This window comes from Lysobacter niastensis (genome assembly GCF_031457115.1).
In the GTDB taxonomy this organism is placed as follows: domain Bacteria; phylum Pseudomonadota; class Gammaproteobacteria; order Xanthomonadales; family Xanthomonadaceae; genus Lysobacter_J; species Lysobacter_J niastensis_A.
In genome coordinates, this window is sequence record NZ_JAVDVY010000002.1 from 1,092,547 (window position 1) to 1,118,037 (window position 25,491).

Consider the following 25,491-nt stretch of genomic DNA (forward strand, 5'->3'; position numbering starts at 1 on the left):
GCAGACCTGCCAGGGTGCGTCATGCAGTGTCGCTCCCTTTCCTGCTCAGAACGTGATCATCGCCGTCACCATCAAGGGATCGCCCTCGAGACGGTTCTTGACGTCGAACTCCTGCAGCCATCGCGCCGCGAACTCGACTTGGCCGCCCTCCCACTTCTTCGTGTAATTCACGGTGGGGCCCAGTGCCAGGGCGCGCCCCTTGAACCCCTTGAATGCCGCGAACTGGCCGGCGATCGGGGGATCGTCGTCTTCGAACTGTTCGATCCAGCCACCGATGCCGCCGATGCCCCAACCGTTGCCGAATCGCTTGACCAACTGCGCGTCGAGGCGGAACACGGCGCCGTTCTGGTAGTGGGTGGCGTCGTTCTCGGTGTAGATATCGACCGCACCGAGCAGGCTGAGCTCCAGCGTTCCCTTCTGCATCAACTGCGTGTAGCCGACGGTCGGCGAGAACGTCCAGTTGTTGAGGCTGAGGTTGGCCAGCCTGTCGGGATCGTAGCTGCCCCAGTCGGTATAGACATACAGGGACAACGACAGGTGGTGCGTCTGGTCGAAGTGGTATCCGGCGATGACGGGCGCGAAGAACGGATCGAACAGCCCCCAGCCATCGCTGTCGCCGACCTGACCGCTGCGCGGCCCCAAGCTGACGTTGGCATCCACATCGACCTGGGCCAATGGCAGGGCAGCCATCGAGGCGAAGTTCCAGCGGCCCTCGCCGGTGTCCCAGACGTACACGCCGGTCAGCGAGAACATGTCGAAGGTGGCGTCCAGGCCCAGCGTCAACAGGTTGTTGACCGGGACCTGCCGATCAGCGCCGATGTCGCCCGAGTAGTGGACGTAGCCCAATCCCATGGTGAAGCCCGGCGTGGGCGGCACCACGCCGGCATAGGACATGATGTTGGTGCCGGTGATGGTTCGGCCCAGCGCGCCCTCGACGGCATGCGCAGGCATGACCATTGCGAACGACGCGGCCACGCCGAGCAGACCGGTGCACAGGATCCCTTCCTTCATCGCCACACTCCCTCCCTCGGAATGCTTAGTCGCTCAGCGCCGGCGGAAGCCGCCGCCACCGCGCATGCCACCGCCCATGCTGGGCCGGTATCCACCGGCCGGACGGCTGTATCCCCCAGCGGGCCGGTTGTATCCGCCGGCAGGTCGGTTATATCCACCGGCGGGGCGGGTGGACCGCGAGCCCTGGTCGAATCCGCTGCCTCCCTGGATGCGCTCGTTGCCGCGCTCGCGCGCGTAGCGGTCGCTGTCGAGACTGGCCGGATCGACACGATTGACTGCGCCGCCCGACTCCGGCCGGGTGACCTGCTGCCATTGCCCGTTGTCGTACTTGTAGACGTTGCCGTCGCGGCCTGCGTAGACGTTGTCGTTGACGTTGACGACGCCGCCCTTGTGCATCGTGCCGGTGTCGGCGTTGTAGTGGAAACCGCCCGCGCCCTTGGCATCGACGCGATCGCCCTGGCTGTTGAACGCGCCGGCACCGGCAGCGCCACCCGGTCCGGCCACCGCGCCACCGGCCTGCTGCGTCACGCGCCCGGTATTGGTGTTGACCACGGTGCGCCGGCCGCCGGCAGCGGCTTGTCCGGTGTAAGGATTCACCGCCGCCGCGCCTGTGCCGGCGACGACGCGTCCGGTCTGCGGGTTGTAGCGGATGCCCTGCGCAGCGGCGCTGGTCGTGCCGGTGTAAATGTTGGTGTTGACGCCGGCGCGTCCGATACCGCGGCCACCGGTGGCCTCGTTGTAGAAGCCTCCGCGCGCGCCCCGTCCCACGTTGCCGGTCCACGGATTGGCCCAGGCCGCCGCCGTGCCGCGCACCGCCGCATTGCCCCAATGGCCATAGACGTTCCAAGCCGCGGCGCCGCCGCCCCACCAGCCCCACGGATACGCCGGTCCGTACCACGGCCCCCACCATGGGTTGTACGGACCGTACCAGCCGCCGTACCAGCCCCAGCCCCAGCCGAAGGTCCAGCCCACCCAGGCATTCCAGCCGAAGTACACGCCCATGCCGTACGTGGCCGGGCAGCCGTACCAGTAAGCACCCACCCACGGATCGCAGGTGTAGCCGGTGCCATAGACGACCACGTCGTCGCTGACCACCGTGCCGTAGTAACCCGGCGTGTAGCCCACGTACACGTCGTCGCCGCTCTGGCCATACACGCGCACATAGGTGACGTAATGCAACGGCGAACTGGTCGGGATGGAGTAGATCTGCGCGGGCACACTGGTGGCGACCGACCACGGCCCCGTCGCCGCCTTGGCGGTGAACCAGATGCCCTTGTCGACCGCGTAATAGCTGTCCGGCGCAACCTGGATGACGGGCACCGGCGTGTTGTGCGCGTAGTGCAGCTGCGTGCCCGGAATCGGCTCGAACTGCGGCACGCCGTCGTACTGCACGCTCAGCTGGGCTTGCTGGCGATTGACCACGGCGGTCTGCGGAATGTTGTTGGCGATCAGCGCCTCCCTCGACTCCGGCGTGTTCGGAATCGACGCCAGCACACCGCTCTTGGGACTGTCGGGCGGGATCTTGCCGAACTCCGCCGGCAGGCGCGCCGGCGCGACATAGGTCCACGGGCCCTTGCTGCCTGGTGCGGTGAACCAGCGGCCCGACACCAGCACGTACCAGGCGTTGTTGGCCGCGGCATCGACGAAAACGTCAGCGCCGGTGTTGTCGATGTAGGTCAGCTTGGTGCCCGGCACCGCTACGAATTGCGGCTCGCCCTGCACCGAGATGAACTCGGCCGGCCTGGTGCGCACATGGATGACCGGAACGCGGCCGGCAGCGTAGTCCTGCTTGAGCGCGTCGGGCGGATTGTCGAGCGCGTCGACCTGCTTGCTGTCCAGCGCCTTCTGCTTGGCCTGGACCAGCGCCGGGTCGACGCTGGCCACCGCCGTCCACGGGCCGGCCAACGTCGGGGCGCTGGCCCAATGGCCACTGACTACCGTGAAATACTGGCCGCCCTTCTGCAGCAGCAGCGAACGGGTGTTGATCACGCGCTGCACGCCTCCGACGCCGCTTGGCTTGAGCACAGGCTCGCCATCGACCAGCATCAGCACCGCCGGTTCGGTACTGAAGATGATGTCGGGCGGATCGTTGCGCACGGGCAGCGATTGCGGCGTCGCGGCATCGACCTTGGCGATCGCCATGGCCGCTTCAAGCTGATCCAGCGATATCGTCATCGTGGATTTCTGTTTCAGCTGCTCGCGGGCCAGCTGCAGGTATTGATCCTGCTTGGCGGTGGACGTCGGGAAGCTGGCGCCGGGCAGTTGGAGATCCGTCAACACCACCGCGCGCGCCTCCTTGTCGACTTCGGTGCGCGCCTGGAACTGCACGACGCCGTAGTCGTACGTGTCCTGGGCCTTGCCGTTCGCGCCGCTGTGCGTGCCGGTCTTCACCGACATCGCGAAGCGACCCTTGAGCTGGTTGCCTTCCCAGCTGTCGAACTGCGGCTGATGGACGTTGAAGCTCGTGCCTTTGACGGTGAACTCGCGGGGGAACGGACGCGCGTCGATGTTCGCCTGCGACGCCGCCGGATCCGAGGCCTGCGAGCTGGCCATCCATGGCGAACCCAGCAACGCCAGGGCGATACCGAGACAAGCTAACTTCGGAAGCGTGCGCATGGCCTACCCCAGAACGGTGTGGATCGGAAACGCGGCGAAAACGGCCCGGCAGCGATCACGGTGCATCGACGACCACGTACTGGACCGACGTGCCGGCGTACTGCGGCTGGTACCAGGTGCTGCCGCATTGCTGGTAGGCGATGCCATTGACCACCGTGGATACGCAGCTGGGTGGCACCGAATGCACGATCGACCCGATCGCCGCCGAGGTCACCGCTACGGCCGTCGTCACCGCCGCGGCCGTGGCGACCGGATGGTCGTTCCACCCGTTGTCCCAACCGTGGTCGACATCGATGTCGACTTCGTTGTGGATGCTGGTGTTGCGATTGACGTTGGTGTTGCGGTTGACGTTGGTGTTGCGGTTCACGTTCTGGACGTTGCTGCGGTTGACGTTGGCGGCCTGATGCGTGCCCGCGCCGCGATTGGCGGCAGCAGCCCGGTTGCCGCCGCCACCGGCATGGTTGACGCTGGCACGTGCGCCGCCACGCGCCGCCGCGTCGGTGCTCACGGCCAGCAGCGCGGCGGTTCCGGCGAACAGGGCAAGCCCGAGGCCCAGCACCGAAGCTTTGCGAAGGATGTTCATGGCGTTCCCTCCTGACCGGTTTCATCCACCAGCGCCACCTTGACCAACTGGATGCGCTTGGCATCCTTGGGCGGGGCGAAAGTGAAGTTCGAATCCTTGAACGTGGCGTTGGTGTTCCAGGTCAGCGTCGATGTGTATTGGGGCTGGCTTGGCTCGTCGGTGGTGGTGATCACCATCCTGCGCGGCAATGGCTTGCTGCCCTGCTCGATCCAGACCTGCCAGTCCACGCCCTCCTGGCGGAATGCGTAGTGGTCGGTGGCGGTGCCGTTGATGCGCGCCGGACCCACGAACGTGGCCCAGGTCAGCGCCGAGGTCGACGCCTTGTCGGTGCCCCAAAGGAACAGGTCGACCAGCGGCAACTCGATGCCGTAGTCGTCTTCGATGATGGCCAGCAGTTCGCGGGTCGTAGGCGGCGCATCGATGGTGGCGTAGTAACCGGTCTTGGCGCCGTAGACGGTCAACTGCTTGCCGTCGTAGAACAGCTGGCGATCCTTGCGGTCGGTCTTGAGGTCGATGGCCAGTGCATTGGGGGCGCGGACCCTGTAATCGATGGTGCCGGGAAACTGGAGCTTCTGCCCGTTATCCACCACCAGGTCGAAGGTGCTGTCGCCGTGCACGCTGAACTGCTTCAACGTGCGCAGGTACGTGCCCATCTTCTCCAGCGCGGCCACGGCCCTGGGATCGACCGCCGATGCGGTGGCCGTGCTGTCCGATCCGGCCTTTGCGGATGCGGACGACTGCGCGGCGGCGGGCAAGGGTGACAGCAGCGCCACGCCAACAGCCAGATACAGCGGTATTGCTCTCATGACGCGCCCTCCTGGGGGAGAAATGTTGAAGGCGAGCTTGCTGCTCGGGTGGTGCCGCGGAGTGTCTGGGTACAGCGGCTGGCGGATGCGATCGGGCGCCCGGATGCAACCGGTGAGATGGCACGCGCAAACAGGCGAACAGAGCGAGCCGGGACCCATCGTCGGGGCGCTGAAGCCGTTCGTGTCGCTCACCCTCCTCTGCCTGTGCAAGGCGATCCATCACCGCAGGCGTGCGCCGTCATTGGCACGCGGTTGCCGCAAGCCTGCTCCTGCCGGCGGTTGCCGGCGCGAGCCCGGCATCGATGATTGAACCGGCAGTAACCTTCGTGAATGCGCCGTCTAGGGCACGTGAAGCGAGACGCCGGTCATTGGTATTGCAGGCGCCGCAATGCCGGTTCTGCGCGTTCGGCTATGCTGGCGCGCCGCTTCTCCATTCACGAAACCGTCCCGCATGACCGATCTGCTCGCCGCGCTGTTGCTCGGCATCATCGAAGGCATCACCGAGTTCCTGCCGATCTCCAGCACCGGTCACCTGCTGATCGCCGAGCGTTGGCTCGGACACCGCTCGGACCTGTTCAACATCTCCATTCAGGCGGGCGCGATCCTGGCCGTGGTGGTGATCTACCGCCAGCGCCTGTGGGACCTGGCGATGGCCTTTGCCGGCCGCGAAGCCAGCGCGGAGCACAGCCCCTCCCACATGGCGATGACGGTGGCGCAGGCGCGCGATTACGCCTTCAAGCTGGCAGCGGCTTTCGGCGTGACCGCGGTGCTGGGCGTGGTGGTCAAGAAGCTGGGCTTCGAGTTGCCCGACCATGTCACGCCGATCGCATGGGCGCTGGTGCTGGGAGCTTTCTGGATGATCGCGGCGGAACATTTCGCCGCCAAGCGCGCCGCCGCGATCGGCGAGCGAACGGTGATCACCTGGACCGTGGCGATCCTGGTCGGCATCGCGCAGGTCGTGGCCGGGGTGTTCCCCGGCACGTCACGTTCGGGTGCGACGATTTTCATAGCGTTGCTGGCTGGCACCACGTCGCGCGCCGCCGCCACCGAATTCACGTTCCTGGTCGGCATCCCGACCATGTTCGCCGCGACCGCCTACGAGTTGCTGCACGTGCTGGGCAACGGCGGAGCCGTCCACGAGGACTGGACCGCGCTTGCGGTCGCCTTTGTCGCTTCGGCGATCACGGCGTTCATCGCGGTGAAGTGGCTGCTGCATTACATCCAGAGCCATCGTTTCACCGTGTTCGCGATCTACCGGTTCTTCCTCGGCTGCGCGCTGTTGCTGCTGGTGCCGGCCGGGAGCTGATGGCACGCCGCGAGGGCGTCACTGCCGACGCCCCACAGCGCCTTGCGCGCGTCGCAGCTACGGCGCGCACGCCCGGCATCGGACAAGGTTAGCCCTCGACCGAGGGATTCAGCGAATACGTGCCGTAGATGGTCGCCTCCTCCAGCACGTGAGCGTGCATGGCGGCGAAGACGTCGGCAGCGGTGAACTTCTCCGGCAGCGGCAGCTTGTCGACATCCAGCGCGAACACGCGGAAGAAGTAGCGGTGCAGGCGCAGGTCGTTGGGCGGCGGGAACGGGCCGTCGTAGCCCAGCCAGTCGCCGGACATCGACGGGGCGGCGGCGAACCACCCGGTGTAGTCGTTGAGTCCCTGTCGCGACCCTGCCGGACCGGCCGGGTCGGGTTTGCCGTGCGCAACCACGCCATCGCTGCAGCTGCCTGCCGCGATCTCGCGCACGGCGGCGGGGATGTCGGCCATCGCCCAATGCACGAAATCGCAGCGCGGCTGGTCGGACGGGATCAGCACGCCCTGCTTGCCGACCATTTCCGGCACGGTCGGCACGTCGGGATCGATGCACAGCAACGCGAACGACCTGGTGCCTTCCGGTACGTCGTCCCAGGCCAGGTGCGGATTGCGGTTCGGCGCGAAGCCGAAACCGTCAGCCGTGGCCCGGCCGGCCGCGAATTCCACCGGCAAGCGCTGGCGATGTTCGAAACTGTCGCTGTGGATCCGCATGTCGCCTCCTGGTTGCGTGACGTATCGATGTGGTCGCGAAGATCCCGGGAGGGATCAGGCGGCCGGATAGCCCAGGCGCTGTGCCACCGGCGCCAGCAGCGCGAAGGCCTCGGCCAGCGGCCCGGCATAGGTGCGCCAGTGACCCGCCTCGAAATGCGGGGGGCCGAGCGCCACCGGCGGCGCGGCTTCGATGGTGATCTGCAATGCATCGGCGATGGCCTGGCCGATGCCGCGCTCGGTGTACTCGATGCCGTCGAGCTTGAGCACGCGATGCGGGAACAGATCCTGCTCCTGCAGATCGGCCACTTGCTCCAGCGATTGCGCCAGCCAGCGTGCGGCAACCACGGGCGACTCCAACGCGAACGGCGCCGGCGCACCGAAGGCCAGCCAGTCCAGCAGCATGTCGCGCGGATCGCGGATCACCGCCATCAGCACCGCCTCGGGCAGCTGCGGGCGCAGCGCGCGCAGCAGCGCGTTGTCCCACAACAGCAGCCAGTCGAAGATCACGCCGTTGCGGATGCCGCGCGCGGGCAATTGCTCGCGCCACTGCGCGACCAGCGCCTGGGGATCGGCGGAACCCGAATCCAGCGAGGTGATCGTGTCGTAGCGCTGGAACAGGTCGTTGGGCGGCTGCGGTCCGAACCGGTCGGCGCGCAGCGGCATGCCGGCCAGGTCGAAGGTATGGGCGACACGCTCGACCAGCGAACCGGGCAGGCCCCACAGCAACAGCACGCTGTTGACGCCTTCCGGCTTCGGCGCCAGCGCCGGCCAGTCGCCGGTTCGCGTGCCGGTCGGCGGCAGCGGCAGGCGCTGCGGCGCGTGCTCGGCGTGCACTTCGGTCCAGGTTTCCGTCGCAGCGGCCGGGTGACCGGCAATGTCGAGCGCACGACCCAGCAACTGCCGCAGGTTGCGCTTGACGTTCTCGTCCTGGGCGAGGCCGATCAGGCCTTCGATGCGGGTCACGGCCGCTTCCGGATCGCGCTGCAGCAGATGGTCGACCACGCGCAGCTCGGCCTGGGTGTGGCCGGGCTCGATTTCGGTAATCCGCACGGCAATGGCTTCGGCCTGCTCGCTTTCACCGGCCTGCTGGTGGATGGTCGCCATCGCCTGCAGCGCCGGCACGAAGTCCGGCATCGCCTGCAGCCAGCGCTCGACCACGGTGCGCGCACCCTGCTCGGCAAACGGTTCGAACAGCAGGCGCGCATGCCACAGGTCGGCGGCTTGCGGGTGCTCGGTCAATGCGGTGTCGAGCGTGTCGCGGGCCTCGCTCTCGGCGCCGAGTCGGCGCCAGGTCTCGCACATCGCGGCCACGACGCGTCGTTCGCTCGGATGTGCGGCGAAGGCGGGGCGCAGCACGGCCAGGGCGCGCTCGTTGCGGCCGGCAGCCAGCTCCATTTCACCGACCACCGCGTGCAGGGCCGGCGTCGCGCCGGCACCTTCGAGCAGCGGTGCCAGCTCATCGGCGGCCTCAGCCATGCGGCCCTGGCGACGGATGACATCGGCCACCAGCGCGCGCAGCGGACGCGAGCCAGGGTTGGCTTCCAGCATGCGGCGGAACGCCTGTTCGGCGAAGGCCAGATGCCCCTTGGCCAGATAGGCGAAACCGAGCGAGTGACGCAGCTGCATGTCGTCCGGCGCGCGTTCGGCGGCCCGGCTCAGGATGGTCAGGGCGTTGTCGGCGTCGCCGCGACGCAGCGCAAGCGTGCCTTCGACCGCCGCCACGTGCGGATGCTCGGGTGCGATGCGCGAAGCGATGCGGACAACGCGCTCGGCGTCGTCGAGATCGCCGCGGCCCAGCGCGAGCTGTGCCTGCACGATGTAGGCGGGGAACTGGTTGGGATCGAGGCCGACGGCGCGCGCAAGCGCGGCCTGAGCCTCGTCGAGCTGGCGCTCCTGCAGCAGCAGGCCGGCGCGTTCCAGGTGGACGTTGGCGTCATCCGGAGCCAACGCAATGGCCTGGTCGATGGCGGCGATGGCGCCCTCGCGATCGCCGTCCAGGCGAAGTGCGGCGGCGAGCAGGCGGTGGGAAGTGGCATCTTGCGGCTGGGCGGCAACGGCCTCGCGCGCGGCGGCCAGGGCCTCGGCGGCGGCGCCACGACGCAGGGCGTCGAGAATCGGTTGGTACATGGACGGCTCGAAATACGGACGAATCGGCGATTGTAGCCGTTGCGAAGGGCGCTGCCCGGAGTCACCAGGCACACCGCAGGCGCCCGCGAGCTCAGCCGGTCGCGTCGTCCAGGCGTTGGGCGATCCAGCGCTCGGCGAAGCCGTCCAGCCGGGCGCTTTCGAGGAAGGCGCAATGCCCGCCCCAAGGCGATATCTCCAGGCGCGCCGTTTCCGGCAGGCGCAGCGAATGGAACCCGTCGACCGGGATCACCGGATCGTCCTGGGCCATCAGGATGCTGGCCGGCACCTGCAGGGCCGACAGGCGCTCACCGGCGATGGAGTAGCCGTCGAAATACCGCTCCAGCGAACCGAATTCGGTGTGGCGCTCGACCATCCATTGCGTCAGCGGGCGCATGCGCAGGCCCAGCACCCGGTCGTCGAAGGCATGCGTCTGCGGGAACAGCTCGCGCTTGCGCGCCAGCGATCCGCGCCATTTGCGCTCGAAATACCACAGGTACACCGGCAGGCCGTGTTCCATCGCATCCATCGTGCGCGCCGGATCGAGCACCGGGCAGACCGCGGCGACGTGCGCCAGCGGCAGTCCGACCGAGGGGGCGCGCAAGGCCAGGCGCAGGGCGAAGTTGCCGCCGAGCGAATAGCCGGCCACCGACATCGGCCGGCACGGGAAGCGCTGTGCCACCTCGCAGGCCGCATGCACGACTTCGTCGATGCGGTTGGAGTGGAACAGGCCTTCATTGAGGTGGTGGGTGCCGCCGTGGTCGCGGAAATTGAGCCGGAACACCTCGAATCCCCGGCGCAGCAGCTGCGCCGCGGTCAGCCGCATGTAGCTGGAATCGGCGCTGCCCTCCCAACCGTGCAGCAGCAGCACCATGCCTTTGGCCGGCGCATCCGGGATCACGCTGTGCAGGCCCTGCAGGCGCACGCCGTCGCCGCCATCGATGAGGTATGGGCGCGTGACCGCGCCCAGGGCGTCGAGGTCGCGCTCGCCCTGGCGACGGCGCAGCGAGCTGGTGCCCAGCACCGACTGCACGTGCGGGTTGCGCAGCCATTGCGGCGGGCGGTAGTCGGCGGCGGTCAGCGTGCCCGGTTTCAGCATGTGCTCGACGATAGTCCGTCGTTTTCGAGTGGTCGCACTAGGCTTGCGCCCCTTGTTCATCTGCTTCAGCTGGTCATCGCGTCGATGATCCGCTGCCGTGCCAGTTCGGCGATGCGGCGGCGTCCATCGGTCTCGCCCGGCATGATCGGCTCCAGGAAATGGATCTCGGCCAGCCTTTGCGGCTCGCCCAGCAGGCGCACGAAGTTGCCGAAGAAACTCTCGCCTTTCTGGAATGCCACCACGCCCTGCGCGTTGCCGCCCTCGCCATAGCGCAGCGCGACCGGCTGCACCGGCACGCCGGCTTCGACGGCCGCCAGGAAGATGCGCGCGTGGAACGGCCCGACCTGGCCACCGCCGCGCGTGCCGCCCTCGGGGAACACGCCGACCGAGCGGCCGCTGCGCAGCCGCGCCAGCATCTCGTGCAGCACACCGCCGAGCGACTCGGTGCTGCCTCGGGAATGGAAGATGGTTTCGCCGCGCGCGGCCAGCCAGCCGACCACGGGCCAGCTCTCGATCTCGCGCTTGGCGACGAAGCCCATCATGCGCTGGCTGTGCAGCGTCTCGATGTCGATCCAGCTGACGTGGTTGGCGACGAACATCGCCGCTTCCGGCAATGGCTCGCCGATACGACGCAGGCGGAACCCGAATACGCGCATCAACCCGGCCGACCAGGCACGGATCGCGCGGTGCTCCAGAGTGTCCCCACCCATGTGCAGGCCCCGCGTCAGCGGCGTGGTGAACAGCAGCACCAGCGGAAGGTCGATCAGCAGGTGCCACACGAGCAGTGGCACGCGGATCAGGTAGCGGAGCGTGCGCGCGAGCGGCGCATGGTCTGGCGCCGTCGCGCCGGCGTGGGGGGACGGCGCATTCATTGCGGAAACGATACCGAAGCCACGCCCCAGCGACCAGCGAAAATCACGCCACGGCTCATGCGCGCGGGACGACCGCCAGCGTAATGCGCGAGATGCACACCAGGCGACCGCGTTCATCCTCGATGCGGATTTCCCAGACCTGGGTGCGCCCGCCGACGTGCAACGGGCGCGCCGTCCCCGTGACCACGCCGTCGCGGACACCGCGCACGTGGTTGGCGTTGATCTCGATGCCGACGCATATCTCGTTTTCGCCGATGCACAGCATGCCGGACATGCTGCCCAGCGTCTCCGCGAGCAGCACGGAGGCGCCGCCATGCAGGAGCCCGTACGGCTGCCAGGTGCGGGCGTCCACCGGCATGGTGGCGCGCAGGTAATCCGGTCCGATCTCGGTAAAAGCGATACCGAGGGGCTCCATGGCGGTGTCCTTGGACATCGCGTTCAGCGCGGCCAGCGTGGTGGGGCGGAACAGGGACTTGGGTTCGGCAGCGGGGATAGTCATCCCCTCACGATAGCGGACGGGCGCCGCAGCGGACAGTCGAAACACCCCCTGCGCGATCAATGTCCGGTTTCGTCGGAGATCTGCGCCTATCAGGCGGGTTCCTGGTTACAAAGAACCCGCGGCCGACGCGCCAAACACCGTGGATGGCGCGCCGGACCGCGGGGCGGAGGAACCGTGGCTCAACTGCAGCGGAAGCGGGGCTGTGCCCAGTCGCTGGTGTAGCGGTGGGAGTTGCCATAACCGCTGCTGCGGCCGTAGCCGATGCCGAAGTCGCGTTCGCGGCGGACCAGGCGGTCCGGGGCCGAGGCATTGGCCGGCGCGCGGGCGGGAAGCGACTTGGCGGGGAACAGGTCGGTGCGAAGCAGGGCGTTCATGGCGGAATCCTTGGGTCTTTCGGAGATCCGCCGGGACGGCCGGATCTCAACGGGTGGAGCGGGTCAGGCGAAGCGGCTCAAGACAACGGTTCATGCGCGACGATTCATGCGCAACGGAAGCGGGGCTGTGCCCAGTCGCTGGTGTAGCGGCGGGTGCAGCCGTAACCGCTGCTGCGGCCGTAGCCGATGCCGAAGTCGCGTTCGCGACGGACCAGGCGGGTCGCAGCCGGGACGGCAGCCGGGGCGCTGGCAGGAAGCGGCTTGCGGGTGAAGGCGGAGGTAAGCAGGGCATTCATGGCGAAATCCTTTGGGGGGAAGGGACGCAGGTGGAGATGACTGGACTTAGACGCAGCGGAAGCGCGACGGAGCCCACTGGTCGATGTAGCGGCGCGGGCTGGCATAGCCGGAGCTGTTGCCGTAACCGACGCCGAAGTCGCGTTCGCGATGGACGTGGCGGACCGGGGAAGAAGCCACTTCCGCGGCGACCGTGCGACTCGGGTTGGAGTAGGTCGACTGCTGGTTGCGGGAGGCGTTCATGGTGGTGTCCTGGCGTTGGTGTGAACTGGTGTGTTGGTAAAGTACAACACCGAACCGATTCCGCCATGGGCCAGAAGTCACCCCACCGAAGACCTAGTGCTGCAAGGGGTTGGCGCAGGCCGGAACACCCATAGAGATGGCCCGCAGGGGCGATCCGTTGCCATGACTGACGACAGGGGGGGGGCAGATCGGACACCGAGGGGAAGAGCGACCGCGCTCAGGAAAACCGCTGCGCGTCAGAGGATCGGCGCGAGTCCCGCGCCAAAGGCGGTGAAGATGCGCGTAGTCAGGCCCTTGAGCCCGAGCGCGACCTCGGGGAAGTCGCCCACCGGGCGATAGCAGGCGCGAAAACCGGGGTCGCTGGGCAGCAGCGGCGCCGGACAGGCCGGGCCGGGCACGAACTCATAGCTGGTGGCATAGCGCATCGGCCACAGGTCGAACACGGGCATCGCCTCGAACATCTTGCCGACCGAGTAGTCCAGCCCCGAGAACACCGGCGGTTTGTCGCGCCGCGCGATCACCCATGAATTCGGCGGTGAGATGTCGTGACGGATGCTGGCGGCCAGCGCCTGGGCGAAGGTCGCATCCTCGATCACCACCGCGCTCTCGGTGTTGTAGTGGTCGCCGCGCGGATCGAAATTGTGGGTCCCGACCACGCCGATGCGCTCATCGATCACCAGCGACTTGGCGTGCATGCCGATGCGCACGCCGGCGCGCTTGAGCGGCACCGGCCAGTTGGCCTTGGTCGAGCCGGTGCGCAGGGCCGTTCCTTCGCGCGAAAGCGCGCGGCGGTAGTGCTCACGCCCGACCACGCTGCGGCGGTCGTACCGATCGCGAAGTTCGCGATGCCGATTCGGCGGCACCACCGGTTCGTCCTGCGGCGTCTCGGCGGACACCTGCGCTGTCGGCTCGGCCGGCGGTTCGATCTCCGGCACGGGCGCGCCGGTGGCCCCGATGTCGATCGGCGCATCCGCCGGAAATGGCTTGTACTCGAAGATGTTGAAGCCGAACTCGCGCAGGTAGCGTCGCTTGTACTTATAGGACAGCGCATAGGCGATGAACGCATCGGTCGCGGCCAGGCTGTTGGTCGAGACGATCACGGTCGGCCGGTTCGGGCGCTGGCGCAGTTGCCGGAACATGTCCTGCGCCGCCTTGGACAGCACCAGGTAGGGCGTCTGCAACAGCACTTCGCTTTGCGCGGATTCGATCAGCCCGCGCAGCGAATCGGAGGCCACCGCGGCGTTCCGCGCCGTGGCGCGATGCTTTTCCGGGGTGTCGGAGATGTAGCGCACCTCGCCGACCGGCAATGCCTGGGAGACCAGCCGGCTGCTGACGAGGTCGGCATCGTCGGCGTCGCGGCGCATCGCCTCGGCCCGCTGCGGCCGCTCGAACACCACCTGCGGCAGCGGCGGTACGCCGCTCTTGAGCAGCAGGCCGCCTACGTCGTCCAGGTGTTCGGCCGGCACGCTGCGGCGATCCTCCCAGAACAGGCCGAAATCGGTCGCCATCTCGCGCGCCACCGGACCGGCAACGAGCAGGTCGCGATCGCGGAAGTTGTACTCGTCGTCCCAGTCGTAATAGTCGTCCTGATAGTTGCGTCCGCCGGTAATGCCGACCGCTCCGTCCACCAGCAGCAGTTTGGTATGCATGCGCTGGTTGAGCTTGCTCCAGCAGCACACCACGGCCCACGCGTATTGCGGGTAGTTGATCCGTGCGCGCCCGAGCACCGGGCTGTAGAGGCGGACCTCGAGGTTGGCGTGGGCGGCCGACAGCGCGGCCAGCGTGTCGATGCGGCGCAGCGCAGACAACTGGTCGATCAGCAGGCGCACGCGCACGCCCCTGCGTGCCGCCTTCAACAGTTCATCGAGCACCAGCCGGCCGGCATCGTCCTCATCGAAGATGTAGGTCTGCAGATCGATGGTGGTGGTCGCGCTGCGGATCAGGCTCAGCCGCGCCAACAACGCGTCCGGACCGCGGTCGAGGATCAGCGCGTAATGGTGCGGCGCCTGCGGCGTCGACTCGGCGAAGGCACGCGCGGCGAGATCGTGCAGCGGCGAAGGCTTGGCACAGGCGTCGGGCGCCGCGCAGTCGACCTGCTGCGAGCGAGCCTGCATCACTATCCCGCTGGCGCGATCGCGCTGTGCCGTCGACAACGACGCGCAGGCCGACAACGCGACCAGCATCAGCGCGGCCAGTCCGGCGCGCGCCGCCAGGGCAAACCGGGTTCTCACTGCCCCTCCGGCCTCAGCCGCACACGCATCGTGAAGCGCACGCGGTCGGTCAGCGCGAACTGCCAGCCGTCGAGGTTGTAGTCGTTGCGACGGACGCTGCCATAGGCGATGACGTCGCAGTCCCGTCCGGGCCGGGCGCACTTCGCCGGCTCCACGTTGAAGGACTCGGCGCGGCTGACGCCGTGCATGGTCAGGCGGCCGCGCAGTCGCCCGCCCTGGGTGGCCAGCGCGGCCTCATGCGGTTCGGACACGAATTCTACGGTCGGGAAACGGGGCGCATCGAAGAAGCGTTCTCCGCGCGCCATGCTGGTGTAGCGCTCGGAGTCCCCCACCACCAGCGAATCGACCACCAGCACGATGCGTACCTGGTGGCGCCCGTCGGGCAATACGCGCAGCTCGCCGTCGTAGCGGGGGAACTCGCCCAGCACGCGCTGTCCCCAGCGCGTGCGCATTTCAAAGTTGAATCGGGTATGCGCAGGATCGAAGCCGGACACCGACGCCTGCGCGAGGCTGGCTCCGGCCAGCACCCACAGCATCAGCAGCCCGGCCAGTCGCAGGCACAGCCTCACGGCCACCAGAAGGCGCTGAGCTGTGCCACGCCCGGCTCCAGGCTGGAACCCGGGGGCACCGACAACACCGCGATCCCGCCCGGCGGCATGCCGCGGTAGTCGCCGGACTGGCCGCTGTGCAGCAGCGCCGCCAGCCGCTCGATGCCCGGGTTGTGCCCGACCAACATCAGCCGTTCGACTTCCGGATGCGTATCGGCCAGCGCGATCAGCGTGCCCGGCGTGGCGTCGTAGATGGCCGGCTCGATGCGCTGGTCGACGTAGCCGATCGTTCCCAGCACGGCCTCCAGCGTCTCGCGCGTGCGCCGCGACGGCGAGCACAGCACGCAATCGGGGACCAGTTTGTTGGCGGCGAGCCAGCGGCCGGCGGCTTCAGCCTCGGCCAGCCCCTCCGCCGACAGCGCGCGGTCGAGGTCGGCCTGGCCATTGCTGGCGGGCTCGGCGTGGGCATGGCGCAGCAGGATCAGTTCACGCATTCGCGTCGAAACCTCGTCGTCGGGGCGCCATTTTATCGACTGCCGGGATGGGCGGGTGAGTTTGCCTCAGGCCTTCCTCAGCCACTTCAACAGCGGCTGCCAGTCGTCCTGGTGCTCGCGCACCTGAGCGGAGTGGTAATCGAACATACTTTTGCCGAGCGAGGTCAGCATCACGTAGGCCTGGCTGTCGCGCAACTGCGAGACCACCGGATACGGCCAGGCCTTGAGCAGTTCGATCGCCTGCTGCGAGGCGTTGGTCCACGGCTTGAGCCGGTTGCCGACCAGCGCGACGCGCAGCTCGCCCTTGCGTACCCGCGGATAGCGCGCCAGCGTGTCGAGGAACGGCACGGTCGCCTCGATGTCGAGCACGGATGGCTGCACCGGCACGATCACGGCATCGGCGATCTCGAGGAAGTGTTCCAGGTCGCTGGCCATCGCCCCGGCCGGCGCGTCGATCACCATGCGCTGGGTGTCGTCGGGCAATCCCTTGCGCCACGCCTTCCGGCGCGTGCCGTCCAGCGGCAGCACGGCGGTCTCCAAGCCGGCGCGGCGGTGCGCCCAGCGCGTCGAGGAACCTTGCGGGTCGGCATCGACCAGGGCGGTGTTCAGCCCGTCTACGGCCGACTGCGCGGCGAGATGGGTCGCGATCGTGGTCTTTCCCACGCCCCCTTTGGAACTGGCCACAAGCACGGTCTTCATGCGAGCTCCTTCCAGACGAAACCGCAGCCTACACCCCGGCCCTGCATGCGGCCACCACGGCCGCCCCGTGCGGACGGCTCCCGGCGATCACCCCACCGGGAGGCCGGCCCACGGCGGCAGCGGGGAGAGCAGGCGGTCTTGGCCGACCATCGCCGCCGCCAGCTCGTCGAAATCGCCGACGCGCCGGCGGTGACCATCGGCGGCATGGCCGATTCCAGCACCCTCACGCGCGCGGTGGCGTCGCCCAGGCTGGTTTCCCGATGTCGCCGTTATGATCGCCGCACACGGAAGACGGCATGCCCATGAGCGAATTGCAGGACCTGACCGCGCTGATCCGCGCGAACACCCCACTGATCGTCATCGAGACCCGCGATGAGGCGCGCGTGGTCGAGTTGTTCCGCCAGGCGCTGATGCAGGTCTGGCGCGCGCTGTACCGCTGGTCGATCACCGAAGGCCTGCGCCGCGTGGACCTCGACCGCGAGGACCCGCCGGAAGTCGCGCCGGATGCCTCCACCACGTTGCACGCGATCCGCGATGCCGACCAACGCGGCATCTACCTGCTGCTCGATTTCCATCCCTACCTGGGCTATGCCAGCACGCAGCGACTGCTGCGCGAGATCGTCCAGCGTCGCGACTGCCAGCCGCACGTGCTGGTGCTGGTCGGGCACAAGGTCGAGCTTGCGCCCGAACTCGACGCACTGGCGGTGCGCTACACGCCCAAGCTGCCCGACGCCAACGCGCTGCTCAAGCTGGTGCGCGAGGAGGCCGAGAACTATGCGCGCGAGAACGGCGGGCGCCGCGTCGAGGTCGATGGCGACGCGGTGCAGCAGATCGTTCGCAACCTGCGCGGACTGGATCCGATCGACGCGCGCCGAATCGCGCGGCACCTGATCTTCGACGACGGCGCGCTCGGCGCCAGCGACCTGCCGCAGCTGGCCAGGCTCAAGTTCGAGCTGCTCAACCGCAGCGGCCACCTGCACTACGAATACGACAGCGCACGCCTGGACGACGTCGCCGGTGCGCGCCGGTTCAAGCGCTGGATCGAGCAGCGCCGCGACGTGTTCGTCAGCGGCGAGGCGCCGGCCGGCCTGGACCCGCCCAAGGGCGTGCTGCTTCTCGGCGTGCAGGGCTGCGGCAAGTCGATGCTGGCCAAGGCGGTCTCCGCCGGCTTCGGCGTGCCGCTGGTGCGGCTGGACTTTGGCACGCTGTACGACAAATTCCACGGCGAGACCGAGAAGAACCTGCGCGCAGCGCTGCAATCGGCCGAACAGCTGGAGCCATGCGTGCTGTGGATCGACGAAGTCGAGAAAGGCTTGGCAGGCGACGGCGGCGAGGGCGACGGCGGCGTGTCGCGGCGCGTGCTCGGTTACCTGCTGACGTGGATGGCCGAGCGCAAGTCGCGCGTGTTCCTGGTGGCGACGGCCAACCAGATCGACGCGCTGCCGCCGGAGCTGCTGCGCAAGGGCCGCTTCGACGAGATCTTCTTTGTCGACCTGCCCGATGCGGCGACGCGCGAGCAGTTGTTCGCGCTGCATCTGAAGAAGCGATCGCTCGATACGGCGCAGTTCGACTTGGCCGGCCTGATCGCCGGCGCCGATGGCTTCTCCGGCGCGGAGATCGAGCAAGCCATCGTCGCAGCGCTGTACGCGGCGCATGCCGCCAGGGCGCCGCTCAACGACTTCCTGTTGCGTGCCGAACTCAAACAAACGCGGCCGCTATCGGTGCTGATGGGCGAGCAGGTGCAAGCGCTGCGCGAATGGGCGCGGCAGCGGACGGTGCCGGCGGATTGAGGCGGTTTGCATAGGCAAAGGCACCTTCTGCGGGAGAAGGGGCAGTAGGCCTCTCTCCGTGCGGAGACAGGAAAGTTCAGTGAGCCCCTCCCGCGCGCGGGCGAGGTGGGGGCAGGGCAGCCTCAAACCTCGGCCAGGTCGAACGAGATGCTGATGCGTTCCCCCGCACCGCGGTAAGGCAGCGTGCGATGGAACAGGTACGACGGGAACAACAGCAACGTGCCGACGCGAGGCCGTACACGGTGCAATGCATGCTCAGGCCACGACGGCAGGCCGGCAAACGGACGACCGAATTCGATCCACCCGGCATGGGTGGCGTCGCCGTCGCCGATCGCCTCGGGCAATTCGACGTAGTAGGCACCGGACAACCATGAATCCTCGTGGATGTGGGTGTCGATGAAGCCCTGCTCTGCGGCCTGGGTCGCCCACACGTGGAGGCGATAGCGTTGCGGAACATTTCGCAGGAACAGGTCGTCCTGTGCGCCCGCCGCCGCCCGGCATCTCGCCAGAAAGACATCGATCGTCTCGCGCAGGCGCTGTTCGAAGCCGACGATCGCCGCCGTGCGGTCGGCCAGCAGGTCGCCGCTGAGATAGGCCTTGCGCGCGGCCAGGCCGGCAGGCTCCCAGCGTTGCTGGCTGTGCCGTCGGATGTCGTCGGCGAGCGCGGCATGGAACTGCGCGGCATCGACGAAGCCCTCCGGTGGCGGCAACTCGATGGCATGCACATGACGGTGCAGTCCAAGCCGTTCGCTCGCGCCGCGGACATCGCCGATCGCTGCAAGGGCGAGGCCGAGATGGGCGATCGCACGCTGGTCGGTCGGCTGGTCGTGCAACAGCGCGGCCAACACCTGCTCCGCTTCGGCCGGTTGGTGGTCGTGCAGCAGTGCGATGCCGTGCTGGCGTCGCAACGCGGGTGTCACCACACCCGAGGCGAGCGCCTTCTCATACGTGGCCACCGCTTCGGCGGGCTGGCCGTTGAGCAGCAACTGTTCGCCCAGTGTGTCGATGCTGTCGGCATTGCGCGGCGCCAGCTCCACTGCGCGCAGGGCATGTTCCTGCGCGCGCTGTGGCTGGCCCAGCTTGCGCAGCGCGATGGCGGCATTGCGATGCGCCTCGGCCAGCGCCGGATCGAGCTGCAGCGCGCGTTCGGCGAAACGCAGGCCTTCCTGAAGCGATTCGCGGTCGAACAGGTTCGACAACAGCGCCGCCAGCGCCTGATGCGCACCAGCCACCTCCGGGCACAACTGCAGCGCGTTTCGGGCTGCCGCAATCGCCTGCGGATAGTCCTGCAGGCGACCGTGCGCCGCCGCCAGGTTGTTCCATGCCTCGACCCAGCGCGGATCGCGCTGTGCAGCCGCAGTGAAGCCGGCCACCGCTTCGGCGAAATCGCCGGTGACGAACGCGGCCGTGCCGTAGCGGAACGCCGCGCGCGGTTCCTCGGGGAGCCTTTGCACGGCCTGGCGCAGGTACGGCAAGGCCGAGACAGCCTCGTCGCCCTGCAGCAGCACGGTACCGAGGTCGAGCAAGGTCGCGCCATCGTCGGGGCGGAGCGCCAGGGAACGTTCGAGTGCGGCGCGGCAGCCGACCCGGTCGCCGAGCGCCTGCTCGGCCATGGCCAACATGCGCCAACCGTCGAATGTGTCGGGCGCCTCGGTGAGCAATGCCTCGCATTCGGCGCGTGCGTGCGCCGGCTGGTTGTGCTGCAACGCCGCCCAGGCCCGACCCAGCCGCTCCCGCACCTGCGCCTGCGTGATCACGTCAGCAACCAGCCGGTGATCGCCAATCGATCCTGCCGCGCCCACGGCGCGACCAGCGACACCGCATGGCCGGCCGGCACGGCGAACAGCGACAGCGTGTTCCAGCGCGGCAGGAACGTGTCGAGCACCTGGCCGTCGGCGTCGATGAATTGCAGCAGGCCACCCCAATCCGCCTGCCAGTGGTGGCTGAGGTTGAGCACGTAGGCGTACAGGCGGCCCTCGCTGTGCTCCTCGTCGGTGTGGTAACGCAGGAAATGACCGGGCTGGTAGCGCGTGGCCTGCGCATTGGCGCGGCGGATGCGCGCATCGCCGGTCAGCGCACGAGCGAAAGCGATGTAGTCGGGCGAGTTGAACAGCTCGAGCACCCGATGCAGCAGCAGGCCCGGGTCGCGGCCCTGCTGGTAGGCGGTGACCATCATGTAGCTGTCGTAGGCGAAGCGGAACTCGCCGCCGGCGCCGGCGTCGCCCGCGCGGGCTTCCGCCGCGGTCTGTGCCAGAAGCGCGGCGCGCGCGCCCTCGTCCATGGCCGCGTACGCCGCATGATCGATCGTGCGCGCACCTGCCCCGTCGCGAAGCGCCAGCGTCCAGGGGACTTCCTGCTCCAGGCATTGGCGCAAGCGCTCCGCCGCCACCGGTTGCAGATAGTCGGCGATCTGCACGCGACCCTCACGCTGCAGACGTTCGCGCCAGTGCACCAGGTCTATGCGATCGTTGATCATCGATCAGGGTCCGTCGATCAGGGCCCAGCGATCAGTAGCCCGCCGCCTGCCCGTCCTTGCGCGACTCGCTGGCGCCGACATAGCCGCCGTTGGGGTTGACCTTGATCGCCTGGTAGCCGCCGTAAGGGCCATCGGCGAAACGCACGCTGTGGCCCATGCGCATCAGCGCGCGCACCGTCTCGTACGGATAGCCGGTCTCCAGGTCGACTTCGCCGCCATCGCTCATCACCGTCGCCTGGCCGGCCGGTTCGGTCGAACCGTCGTGCTGGATGCGCGGCGCGTCGCCTGCTTCCTGCAGGTTCATGCCGAAGTCGATCATGTTGATCAGGATCTGCACGTGACCCTGCGGCTGCATCGCGCCGCCCATCACGCCGAAGCTCAGCCACGGCTTGCCGGCCTGGGTGACGAAGGCGGGAATGATGGTGTGGAACGGGCGCTTGCCCGGCGCGAACGAGTTGGGATGGCCTTCCTTCAGCACGAACTGCTCGCCGCGGTCCTGGAAGATGAAGCCCAGTCCCGGGGGCGCCATGCCGCTGCCCATGCCACGGTAGTTGGACTGGATCAGCGAGACCATCATGCCGTCGGCGTCGGCCACGGTCATGTAGATGGTGTCGCCCTCATCGAGCTCCTTCGGCGTGCCCGGCTGCACTTCCTTCAGCGCCTTGTCCATCGAGATCAGCTTGCGGCGCTGCGCGGCGTAATCCTTGGAAATGAGCTTGTCGACCGGCGACTTGGCGAAGGCCGGATCGGCGTACCAGCGCGCCCGGTCGGCGAAGGCCAGCTTCTTGGCCTCGACGAACAGGTGCACGTGCTCGGGGCTGCCGAAGCCGTAGGACTTCAGGTCGTATGGTTCGAGCAGGTTGAGGATCTGTAGCGCGGCGATGCCCTGCCCGTTCGGCGGCAGCTCCCACACGTCATAGCCGCGGTAGTTGGTGCTGACCGGCTCGACCCACTCGCCCTGGTGCGCGGCCATGTCCTCGTAGCTCAGGAAGCCGCCGTTGGCCTTGAAGTAGGCGTCGATGGTGCGGGCGATGTCGCCCTTGTAGAACGCATCGCGGCCGCCCTGGGCGATCTTTTCCAGCGTGCTGGCGAGGTTGGGGTTCTTCCACATCTCGCCGGTGCGCGGGCCGCGTCTTTTCCCGGCGCCGTCGCCGGCGACGGTGAACTGCTCGGTGAAGCCGGGCCATTTCGACAGCGTCGGCACGCTGCGGCCCCAGTAATAAGCGATCACCTCGTGCACCGGATGGCCTTCGCGGGCGTAGCGGATGGCGGGCGCCAGGTCGTCGGCGATGGGCTTGCGACCGAAGCGCCCGTGCAGCGCGAACCAGGCATCGACCGCGCCCGGCACCGTCACCGGCAGTGGGCCGTGCGGCGGGATGTCGGTCAGGCCGCGGCGCTGGAACTCGGCCAGCGTCAGCGACTTGGGCGAGCGGCCCGAACCGTTGTAGCCATAGAGCTTCTTCGTCTTGGGATCCCACACGATCGCGAACAGGTCACCGCCGACGCCGCTGCCGGTCGGCTCCATCAAACCGAGCGCCGCGTTGGCCGCGATCGCGGCATCGACCGCACTGCCGCCCTGCTTCATCACGTCCAGCGCTATCTGCGTGGCCAGCGGGTGCGAGGTGGCCGCCATCGCATGCGGGGCGTAAACCTCGCTGCGGGTGGCAAAGGTCTTGCCGGTGATGCGGTCGGCGCACATGGCGGTCAGGGGCAGGGTCAGGAGGACGGCAGCGAACAACGATCGCATTACTGATGATCCGCAAGGGAAAGCCGGATCGTAACGCGACCGGTCACGCCGCGGGATAGCGTTGCGCGGCCAGTCGCCGCACCCGCGCCACGGCGGTGTGCACGTCGCTGGCCGCCGGCCGGATCGCGGGCCAGGCGCCCTTGCGTCCGGCAGACTCCAGCGCGGTGGCGGCTGCGGCCAGTTCCACGGCCCCCACCAGTCGCGCAGCCCCTTTGATCCGGTGTGCCTGCCGCGTCACGGCCGTGGCGTCGCCCTGCTCCACGGCGGTCTCGAGTACCGCCAGGTCCTGCGCGGTGGCGCCCAGGAAATCGTCGATCACCACGCGGGCTTCCGACGCCGAGCCGCCGGTCAGTGCGTCCAGGGATCCTTCGTCGAGCACTTGATGCGCCTGCAATGGCGGCACTTCAACCGGGGCTGCCTCGTCGGCAAGTGCGGCGGCCCGTGCATGCGGAAGCCAGCGCAACAGCCGCTCGGCCAGGACCGGCACCGGCACCGGCTTGACGAGGCAATCGTCCATGCCGGCCGCCAGGCACCGCTCGGCCTCGCCTTTGAGTGCCGACGCGGTCAAGGCGACAACGGGTGTACGCGACCTGCTTTCCCTGGCTTCGGCTTCGCGAATCATCCTTGCCAACTTGTATCCGTCCACGTCCGGCATGTGCACGTCCGTCAGCACCAGGCCAAAGCGGCCGCCGTGCCATCGCTCGAACCCCTCGCGTCCATCCTCGGCTACCTCGCAGGCGAATCCCGCCAAGGCCAGTTGCCGCGAGATCACGATCCGGTTGGTTGGATGGTCATCGATCAGCAGCACCAGCGTGCCGGCGGCCTCGGCCTCGGCCACGCTCGGCGCGCGGCGCGCGGCGAATGGCATCGCCGGGCTCGTCTGGGCCGTCGGTGTCGGCACGCTTGCGGCCGCCGCGCGTGGCAGCCGCACCGTCAAATGGATCGTGGTGCCGTGTCCGGGCTCGCTGTCCATGTCGATCTCGCCCTCCATCAACTCCGCCAGGCGCAACGAGATCGCCAGCCCCAGGCCGGTGCCGCCGTAGCGACGGGCGGTGTCGCTCTCGGCTTGCGAGAACGGTTCGAACAGGCGCGCGCGCTGCTCCTCGCTGATGCCTATGCCGGTGTCGCTGACGCTGAAGCGCAGCCTGTCGGCATCGGCTTCTTCCCCGGGACCTGGCCCGTCGACCCGCTCAAGCACGATATCGACGCGCCCCTTGTCGGTGAACTTGATCGCGTTGGACACGAAGTTGCCCAGGATCTGACGCAGTCGCATCGCGTCGGCGCGGTAGGCCGGGGCGACGCGGTCGTCGATGCGGGCCTCGAGCACCAGTCCCTTGCTGGACGCCGTCCCGGCGAAGGCAGCGGCGATCCCGTTCACCAGCGGCCGCAGGTCGACCGCGGCCGGAGCCAGCTCCAGGCGCCCGGCTTCGATCTTGGAGAAGTCGAGTATGTCGCCGATGATCCGCAACAACGCCTCGGCGGAAGCCTGGATCACGTTGAGCGCATGCCGCTGTTCGGTGTCGAGCGGCGTATGCGACAGCACCTCGACCATGCCGTTGATGCCGATCATCGGCGTGCGTATCTCGTGGCTCATCGTCGCCAGGAAAGACGACTTGGCCTCACTGGCTTCGCGTGCGCGCAGCTCGCTGTCGCGCAGCTCGCTCTCGAGCTGCTTGATCTCGGACAGGTCCGTGGCCACTGCGATCACGCCGGCCCGGCGCCCACGCTCGTCCTTGAATGCCGACAGTGCCATCCACACCGGGACGGCCTGTCCCTTCTTGTCATGCAATCGCCATTCGCCGGGCGCCTGCTGCAGCGCCGCCAGCTCGAGCACCGCGTGCCAGTCCGGCGACACCACCCGGCCCAGCGTGGACTCCAGCAGCTCCACGGTGGCCTGGATCTGCCCGGCGGTCGCCAGCAGCGGTCCATCGTCCGGGCGCGGAGGATCGTTGAAACGCAGGACCCGGCCGAGCACTTCCTCGGCACGCCAGCCCAGCAGGCGCTCGGCGAACGGGTTGAACACGATCCAGCGGCCCTGCTCGTCGATCGCCATGATCGCGGCCTGCGCGGCCGACAACAGCGAACTGAGGAAATGCTCGCGCCTTTGCAGCTCGTCGCGCACGCGCTCGTTGCTGGCGAGCTGCTCGGTGAGCTCGACCTCGAAGGCGCGCACCTCGCTGCGCATGCGTACAAAATCATCCATCACCTCGCCCAGCTCGCCGCGCGGCCGGTACGTGGGGGTCGCGGTGAAGTCATGGCGACGCATCCCTTCAGCCAGCGCGGCCAGGCTTTCGATACCGCGGTAGGCATTGCTGAGGATGCGGTGCGCGATCACGCCGACGATCAGCAGCGTCAGCGCCGACAGCGCGATGCGTATCGCGCTGAAGCGCTCCTGGCGCTTGAGGTTGGCTCGCACGATCTGCTCGGCTTCCACCAGTTGCTGGTCCGAGAGCCGCTTGAGCGCCTCGGTGACCGGGTCGATCGCCGGGTACAGCCGATGGTTGGCGAAATGAGAAAGCGCGTCGACGTCACCGGACACGAGGATGTGATGCAGTTCGTCGGCGGCCGCATCGGCGCGCGCCCGCGCTTTTTCTGCCTGCGCGAACAAAGCGTGCTCGCTGGGCTCGTGCGATATCGACGCCACCGCGCTCCAGGCGCTGTCGATCCGTTCACGCGCGGCGTCGACGACAGCCACACCTCGTTCGGGGGTCATCAGGCCGTTGCGGACACGAAAGGTGGTATCGACGAGGTCGAGTCCGTAAGCGTCGGACACGGTCTTGATCCGGCGCAGCCCGAGCAGCGAGTGGTCCTTGAGCATCTGCATCGACTGCCGGCTGCGATACTGGCCGATCTCGTCCAGCACCACCACGCCAAGGGCGGTCAGCAGGAACAGCACGAAAACGGCCCATACCTGGCGACGGATGTTCCAACCGACAGCGCGCCACTTCATTCTTGCACTCACGA

The 25,491-nt window shown here is 68.2% G+C and carries 23 protein-coding genes; 3 read left to right on the top strand and 20 right to left on the bottom strand.

Features of this window, described 5'->3' with window-relative positions:
• Positions 1–45: 45 nt before the first annotated feature.
• The 4 genes from J2X06_RS14315 to J2X06_RS14330 are packed head-to-tail and all read right to left on the bottom strand — an operon-like array spanning position 46 to position 5,016.
• Entirely contained in the window at positions 46–1,011 is a 966-nt protein-coding gene (locus tag J2X06_RS14315; protein ID WP_310063491.1) for a SphA family protein, read from the bottom strand.
• A gap of 33 nt (positions 1,012–1,044) precedes the next feature.
• Positions 1,045–3,627 (bottom strand): hypothetical protein, encoded by a 2,583-nt coding sequence (locus tag J2X06_RS14320; RefSeq protein WP_310063493.1) that lies wholly within the window; start codon positions 3,625–3,627, stop codon positions 1,045–1,047.
• Positions 3,628–3,682: 55 nt separating this feature from the next.
• The gene (locus J2X06_RS14325) at positions 3,683–4,210 is read right to left on the bottom strand and encodes a hypothetical protein (RefSeq protein ID WP_310063495.1); all 528 of its coding nucleotides are present in this window, start codon (positions 4,208–4,210) and stop codon (positions 3,683–3,685) included.
• Positions 4,207–5,016, bottom strand: coding sequence for a DUF2092 domain-containing protein (locus J2X06_RS14330; protein WP_310063497.1), 810 nt, complete (start codon positions 5,014–5,016; stop codon positions 4,207–4,209). The genes J2X06_RS14325 and J2X06_RS14330 overlap by 4 nt, the downstream gene beginning before the upstream one ends.
• A 451-nt stretch (positions 5,017–5,467) precedes the next feature.
• Here J2X06_RS14330 and J2X06_RS14335 point away from each other — a divergent pair, with 451 nt between their 5' ends.
• Complete coding sequence (locus J2X06_RS14335) at positions 5,468–6,322, top strand: undecaprenyl-diphosphate phosphatase (protein ID WP_310063499.1); 855 nt, start codon at positions 5,468–5,470, stop codon at positions 6,320–6,322.
• An 88-nt stretch (positions 6,323–6,410) separates the two neighbouring features.
• Here J2X06_RS14335 and J2X06_RS14340 read toward each other — a convergent pair whose 3' ends face one another.
• From J2X06_RS14340 to J2X06_RS14395, 12 genes are all read right to left on the bottom strand, one after another.
• Positions 6,411–7,037, bottom strand: a complete 627-nt coding sequence (locus tag J2X06_RS14340; protein ID WP_310063501.1) for a YbhB/YbcL family Raf kinase inhibitor-like protein — start codon at positions 7,035–7,037, stop codon at positions 6,411–6,413.
• A 54-nt stretch (positions 7,038–7,091) separates the two neighbouring features.
• The gene (locus J2X06_RS14345) at positions 7,092–9,164 is read right to left on the bottom strand and encodes a tetratricopeptide repeat protein (RefSeq protein WP_310063503.1); all 2,073 of its coding nucleotides are present in this window, start codon (positions 9,162–9,164) and stop codon (positions 7,092–7,094) included.
• A 91-nt stretch (positions 9,165–9,255) separates the two neighbouring features.
• Positions 9,256–10,260, bottom strand: a complete 1,005-nt coding sequence (locus J2X06_RS14350; RefSeq protein ID WP_310063504.1) for a YheT family hydrolase — start codon at positions 10,258–10,260, stop codon at positions 9,256–9,258.
• A gap of 65 nt (positions 10,261–10,325) precedes the next feature.
• A complete protein-coding gene (locus J2X06_RS14355; protein ID WP_310063506.1) occupies positions 10,326–11,132 on the bottom strand; it encodes a lysophospholipid acyltransferase family protein in 807 nt (268 codons plus the stop codon).
• Positions 11,133–11,187: 55 nt separating this feature from the next.
• Positions 11,188–11,631, bottom strand: a complete 444-nt coding sequence (locus tag J2X06_RS14360) for a hotdog fold thioesterase (RefSeq protein WP_310063507.1) — start codon at positions 11,629–11,631, stop codon at positions 11,188–11,190.
• A gap of 179 nt (positions 11,632–11,810) precedes the next feature.
• Positions 11,811–12,005: a hypothetical protein gene (locus J2X06_RS14365; RefSeq protein ID WP_310063509.1), complete on the bottom strand. Its 195-nt coding sequence runs from the start codon at positions 12,003–12,005 to the stop codon at positions 11,811–11,813.
• A 104-nt stretch (positions 12,006–12,109) separates the two neighbouring features.
• The gene (locus J2X06_RS14370; RefSeq protein WP_310063510.1) at positions 12,110–12,301 is read right to left on the bottom strand and encodes a hypothetical protein; all 192 of its coding nucleotides are present in this window, start codon (positions 12,299–12,301) and stop codon (positions 12,110–12,112) included.
• Between the two features lie 46 nt (positions 12,302–12,347).
• Positions 12,348–12,542: a hypothetical protein gene (locus J2X06_RS14375; RefSeq protein WP_310063512.1), complete on the bottom strand. Its 195-nt coding sequence runs from the start codon at positions 12,540–12,542 to the stop codon at positions 12,348–12,350.
• A gap of 236 nt (positions 12,543–12,778) precedes the next feature.
• Complete coding sequence (locus J2X06_RS14380; protein ID WP_310063661.1) at positions 12,779–14,725, bottom strand: phospholipase D family protein; 1,947 nt, start codon at positions 14,723–14,725, stop codon at positions 12,779–12,781.
• A 44-nt stretch (positions 14,726–14,769) separates the two neighbouring features.
• Complete coding sequence (locus J2X06_RS14385) at positions 14,770–15,348, bottom strand: YceI family protein (RefSeq protein WP_310063515.1); 579 nt, start codon at positions 15,346–15,348, stop codon at positions 14,770–14,772.
• The gene (locus tag J2X06_RS14390; protein ID WP_310063516.1) at positions 15,339–15,815 is read right to left on the bottom strand and encodes a SixA phosphatase family protein; all 477 of its coding nucleotides are present in this window, start codon (positions 15,813–15,815) and stop codon (positions 15,339–15,341) included. Before J2X06_RS14390 ends, J2X06_RS14385 begins: the two co-directional genes overlap by 10 nt.
• 66 nt (positions 15,816–15,881) lie before the next feature.
• Positions 15,882–16,514, bottom strand: a complete 633-nt coding sequence (locus tag J2X06_RS14395) for a ParA family protein (RefSeq protein ID WP_310063518.1) — start codon at positions 16,512–16,514, stop codon at positions 15,882–15,884.
• 138 nt (positions 16,515–16,652) lie between these two features.
• On the opposite strand from J2X06_RS14395, the gene J2X06_RS14400 reads away from it, so the two are divergent.
• Both J2X06_RS14400 and J2X06_RS14405 read left to right on the top strand, forming a co-directional pair.
• The gene (locus J2X06_RS14400) at positions 16,653–16,820 is read left to right on the top strand and encodes a hypothetical protein (protein ID WP_310063520.1); all 168 of its coding nucleotides are present in this window, start codon (positions 16,653–16,655) and stop codon (positions 16,818–16,820) included.
• Positions 16,817–18,304 (top strand): AAA family ATPase, encoded by a 1,488-nt coding sequence (locus J2X06_RS14405; protein WP_310063522.1) that lies wholly within the window; start codon positions 16,817–16,819, stop codon positions 18,302–18,304. Before J2X06_RS14400 ends, J2X06_RS14405 begins: the two co-directional genes overlap by 4 nt.
• A gap of 122 nt (positions 18,305–18,426) precedes the next feature.
• On the opposite strand, the gene J2X06_RS14410 is transcribed toward J2X06_RS14405, so the two are convergent.
• The 4 genes from J2X06_RS14410 to J2X06_RS14425 are packed head-to-tail and all read right to left on the bottom strand — an operon-like array spanning position 18,427 to position 25,477.
• Positions 18,427–20,061, bottom strand: a complete 1,635-nt coding sequence (locus J2X06_RS14410) for a tetratricopeptide repeat protein (RefSeq protein ID WP_310063523.1) — start codon at positions 20,059–20,061, stop codon at positions 18,427–18,429.
• Positions 20,058–20,780 carry a 2OG-Fe(II) oxygenase gene (locus J2X06_RS14415; RefSeq protein WP_310063524.1) on the bottom strand — a complete coding sequence of 241 codons (723 nt, stop codon included), beginning with the start codon at positions 20,778–20,780 and terminating at the stop codon, positions 20,058–20,060. The genes J2X06_RS14410 and J2X06_RS14415 overlap by 4 nt, the downstream gene beginning before the upstream one ends.
• A 31-nt stretch (positions 20,781–20,811) precedes the next feature.
• The gene (ggt, locus tag J2X06_RS14420) at positions 20,812–22,527 is read right to left on the bottom strand and encodes a gamma-glutamyltransferase (RefSeq protein WP_310063525.1); all 1,716 of its coding nucleotides are present in this window, start codon (positions 22,525–22,527) and stop codon (positions 20,812–20,814) included.
• Positions 22,528–22,570: 43 nt separating this feature from the next.
• Positions 22,571–25,477 (bottom strand): ATP-binding protein, encoded by a 2,907-nt coding sequence (locus J2X06_RS14425; RefSeq protein ID WP_310063528.1) that lies wholly within the window; start codon positions 25,475–25,477, stop codon positions 22,571–22,573.
• Positions 25,478–25,491 lie beyond the last annotated feature (14 nt).

Excerpts from the sequence above, each read along its gene's own strand:
- J2X06_RS14315 (WP_310063491.1), bottom strand. The coding sequence starts at position 1,011 with ATGAAGGAAGGGATCCTGTGCACCGGTCTGCTCGGCGTGGCCGCGTCG.
- J2X06_RS14320 (WP_310063493.1), bottom strand. The coding sequence starts at position 3,627 with ATGCGCACGCTTCCGAAGTTAGCTTGTCTCGGTATCGCCCTGGCGTTG.
- J2X06_RS14325 (WP_310063495.1), bottom strand. The coding sequence starts at position 4,210 with ATGAACATCCTTCGCAAAGCTTCGGTGCTGGGCCTCGGGCTTGCCCTG.
- J2X06_RS14330 (WP_310063497.1), bottom strand. The coding sequence starts at position 5,016 with ATGAGAGCAATACCGCTGTATCTGGCTGTTGGCGTGGCGCTGCTGTCA.
- J2X06_RS14335 (WP_310063499.1), top strand. The coding sequence starts at position 5,468 with ATGACCGATCTGCTCGCCGCGCTGTTGCTCGGCATCATCGAAGGCATC.
- J2X06_RS14340 (WP_310063501.1), bottom strand. The coding sequence starts at position 7,037 with ATGCGGATCCACAGCGACAGTTTCGAACATCGCCAGCGCTTGCCGGTG.
- J2X06_RS14345 (WP_310063503.1), bottom strand. The coding sequence starts at position 9,164 with ATGTACCAACCGATTCTCGACGCCCTGCGTCGTGGCGCCGCCGCCGAG.
- J2X06_RS14350 (WP_310063504.1), bottom strand. The coding sequence starts at position 10,260 with ATGCTGAAACCGGGCACGCTGACCGCCGCCGACTACCGCCCGCCGCAA.
- J2X06_RS14355 (WP_310063506.1), bottom strand. The coding sequence starts at position 11,132 with ATGAATGCGCCGTCCCCCCACGCCGGCGCGACGGCGCCAGACCATGCG.
- J2X06_RS14360 (WP_310063507.1), bottom strand. The coding sequence starts at position 11,631 with ATGACTATCCCCGCTGCCGAACCCAAGTCCCTGTTCCGCCCCACCACG.
- J2X06_RS14365 (WP_310063509.1), bottom strand. The coding sequence starts at position 12,005 with ATGAACGCCCTGCTTCGCACCGACCTGTTCCCCGCCAAGTCGCTTCCC.
- J2X06_RS14370 (WP_310063510.1), bottom strand. The coding sequence starts at position 12,301 with ATGAATGCCCTGCTTACCTCCGCCTTCACCCGCAAGCCGCTTCCTGCC.
- J2X06_RS14375 (WP_310063512.1), bottom strand. The coding sequence starts at position 12,542 with ATGAACGCCTCCCGCAACCAGCAGTCGACCTACTCCAACCCGAGTCGC.
- J2X06_RS14380 (WP_310063661.1), bottom strand. The coding sequence starts at position 14,725 with ATGCTGGTCGCGTTGTCGGCCTGCGCGTCGTTGTCGACGGCACAGCGC.
- J2X06_RS14390 (WP_310063516.1), bottom strand. The coding sequence starts at position 15,815 with ATGCGTGAACTGATCCTGCTGCGCCATGCCCACGCCGAGCCCGCCAGC.
- J2X06_RS14395 (WP_310063518.1), bottom strand. The coding sequence starts at position 16,514 with ATGAAGACCGTGCTTGTGGCCAGTTCCAAAGGGGGCGTGGGAAAGACC.
- J2X06_RS14405 (WP_310063522.1), top strand. The coding sequence starts at position 16,817 with ATGAGCGAATTGCAGGACCTGACCGCGCTGATCCGCGCGAACACCCCA.
- J2X06_RS14415 (WP_310063524.1), bottom strand. The coding sequence starts at position 20,780 with ATGATCAACGATCGCATAGACCTGGTGCACTGGCGCGAACGTCTGCAG.
- ggt (WP_310063525.1), bottom strand. The coding sequence starts at position 22,527 with ATGCGATCGTTGTTCGCTGCCGTCCTCCTGACCCTGCCCCTGACCGCC.
- J2X06_RS14425 (WP_310063528.1), bottom strand. The coding sequence starts at position 25,477 with ATGAAGTGGCGCGCTGTCGGTTGGAACATCCGTCGCCAGGTATGGGCC.